The 2,484-nt window shown below is 46.0% G+C and carries 3 protein-coding genes; all 3 read left to right on the top strand.

Going from position 1 to position 2,484, the window contains the following annotated elements:
• On the top strand, positions 1-895 hold an 895-nt coding region (locus Q0546_RS07610; protein WP_298791896.1), incomplete at its 5' end, for a glycosyltransferase.
• Positions 892-2,016 carry a glycosyltransferase family 4 protein gene (locus Q0546_RS07605; RefSeq protein ID WP_297989511.1) on the top strand — a complete coding sequence of 375 codons (1,125 nt, stop codon included), beginning with the start codon at positions 892-894 and terminating at the stop codon, positions 2,014-2,016. The genes Q0546_RS07610 and Q0546_RS07605, both read left to right, overlap by 4 nt.
• Positions 2,009-2,484: sugar phosphate nucleotidyltransferase (locus Q0546_RS07600; RefSeq protein WP_298791893.1), on the top strand; the 476-nt coding region annotated here is incomplete at its 3' end. The genes Q0546_RS07605 and Q0546_RS07600, both read left to right, overlap by 8 nt.

Raw genomic sequence — 2,484 nt, 5'->3', positions numbered from 1 at the left:
ACTGAATAAATTCATAAAAGATAAAGATGTAAAAATAATTCATTCTCACGGTAAGGGTGCTGGCATCTATTCGCGGATACTTAAAATTTTAAATCCAAGGCTAAAAATAGTCCACACTTTACACGGCGTTCATATCGGAGAATACGGTTTTTTGAAAAGAAATGCATATATTTTTTTAGAGCGATTTTTAGCACTATTTACCGATAAATTTATAAATGTCTCAAATAGCGAAAATAGCGTTTGTTTAAAGCTTAAATTATTTAAAAAAAGCAAGAGCGAGGTCGTATATAACGGCATAAAAGCTCTTTTAAAAGACGATAATGCCAAGATAAAATTTGATCTGTCAGGCAAAAAGGTAGTTACCATTATTTCAAGATTTGAATATCAAAAAAATATGAGTTTGGCGTACGAGATAGCCAAAAATTTTAAAGATAATTCAAACATCGTTTTTTTGTGGCTCGGGGACGGCAACGATAGGGCAAAATTTGAATCTATGGCGCAAAAAGACGGCGCAAATATAATCTTTACGGGCTTTACCGACGAAGTGCCCGCGTATCTATCCGCTACGGATGTCTATCTGTCTACTTCCAGGTGGGAGGGGCTACCTTATGCGCTCATAGAGGCGCAGTCGCTCGGTATCCCGATAGTGGCGACAAACGTCGTGGGAAATAACGAAGTCGTAGAAAACGGCAAAAGCGGATTTTTGTTTGAGGACGCACAGCAGGCGTGCCGAGATATAGAAATTTTATTAAACGATGAGAAAATATACGGTAAAATGCAAGCCGAAGCGTTGCTAAATTTTAAAGATAAATTTGATATCGGCGTTATGATTCGTAAAGTGGAAAAGATTTACGAGCAGATATTTGAAAATAGATCAACTAGGGAGTCGCAATGAAAAAAGCCCTTATCCACGACTGGTTTAGCACCTATGCGGGTGCAGAAAAATGCGTTGAGAGTTTTACTAATATCTGGGATGATTTTGAAATTTACAGCCTCATCGACTTTTTAAAGGGTGCCGATCGAGATAAAATTTTAAAAGGCAAGCACGCTCACACGAGCTTTATCCAGAAGCTGCCCTTTGCAAAGGACAAATACCGCAACTACTTGCCACTATTTCCGCTCGCGATCGAGCAGTTTGATCTAAGTGGCTATGACGTCGTGCTATCTAGCTCACATGCTGTCGCAAAGGGGGTGCTGACGCACTCAAATCAGCTTCACATCGCATATGTGCACACGCCGATCCGCTACGCATGGGATCTGTATCATCAGTACTTGCGCGAAAGCGGGCTGGATCGCGGTCTAAAGGGCGTGCTGGCAAAGTATTTTTTACATAAAATTAGGCTTTGGGACGCGAGCACCGCAAACCGCGTGGATCACTACGTCGCAAACAGCCGCTACATCGCGCGCCGTATCAAAAAAACATACGGCAAGCCCAGCGACGTCATCTATCCGCCCGTGGACGTGGATAAATTTACGCTGCGCGAAACCAAAGAGGAATTTTACCTCACCGCCTCGCGCATGGTCCCGTATAAAAAGATCGATCTCATCGTAGAGGCGTTTTCGCAGACGGATAAAAAACTGTTAGTCATCGGCGACGGGCCCGATATGGCAAAAATCAAGTCAAAAGCGGGTAAAAATGTTGAGCTTCTGGGCTTTGCTAGCGATGAAACGATGACGGATCTAATGGGGCGGGCAAAGGCGTTTGTTTTTGCCGCTGAGGAGGACTTCGGCATTACGCCGGTGGAGGCGCAGGCATGCGGTACGCCGGTGATCTGCTTCGGGCGTGGCGGCGCCCGCGAGACGGTGCGCGATGGCGAGAGCGGACTGTATTTTATGGAGCAAAATGCAAGGGGACTGCTCGCCGCCGTAGCTAAATTTGAGCAAAATTATGATAAATTTGAGCCTGTAAAAATCAGAGAAAATTCTTTAAAATTTTCGCGCGCGCGCTTTGAGGCTGAGATCAAAAGCTACGTCGAGAAAAAATATGATGAATTTAAGGATGGCCTAAATGACTAATATAATCCTAAGCGGCGGCAGCGGCACGAGGCTGTGGCCCATCAGCCGCACGCTTATGCCCAAGCAGTTCGTGCGCCTCTTTGACGACCGCTCGCTTTTTATGATGAGCTACGAGCGAAACTCTCCGCTATGCGAGAGCACGCTCGTCGTCTCGAACGAGCAGCAGTATTTTTTGGCGCTCGATCAGCTTGAGGCCTTGGGCGCGCGCGGCGTAAAATTTCTTCTCGAGCCCGTCGGCAGAAACACGGCTCCTGCGATCGCGCTTGCGTGTTTGAGCTTAAAGGTCGAGGAGATCGTTTTCGTAACGCCGAGCGATCATCTAATTAGAAATGAGACGGCGTATAAAAACAGCGTCTTGCGCGCGCGCGAGCTTGCAAAACAGGGGTTTTTGGTGACGTTTGGTATCAAGCCCACGGAGGCAAATACGGGCTACGGCTATATCGAAGCAAGCGGCGAGGACGTGTTAAA

Source organism: uncultured Campylobacter sp. (genome assembly GCF_937997465.1).
In the GTDB taxonomy this organism is placed as follows: domain Bacteria; phylum Campylobacterota; class Campylobacteria; order Campylobacterales; family Campylobacteraceae; genus Campylobacter_A.
This window is presented reverse-complemented; position numbering and strand designations above follow the sequence as displayed.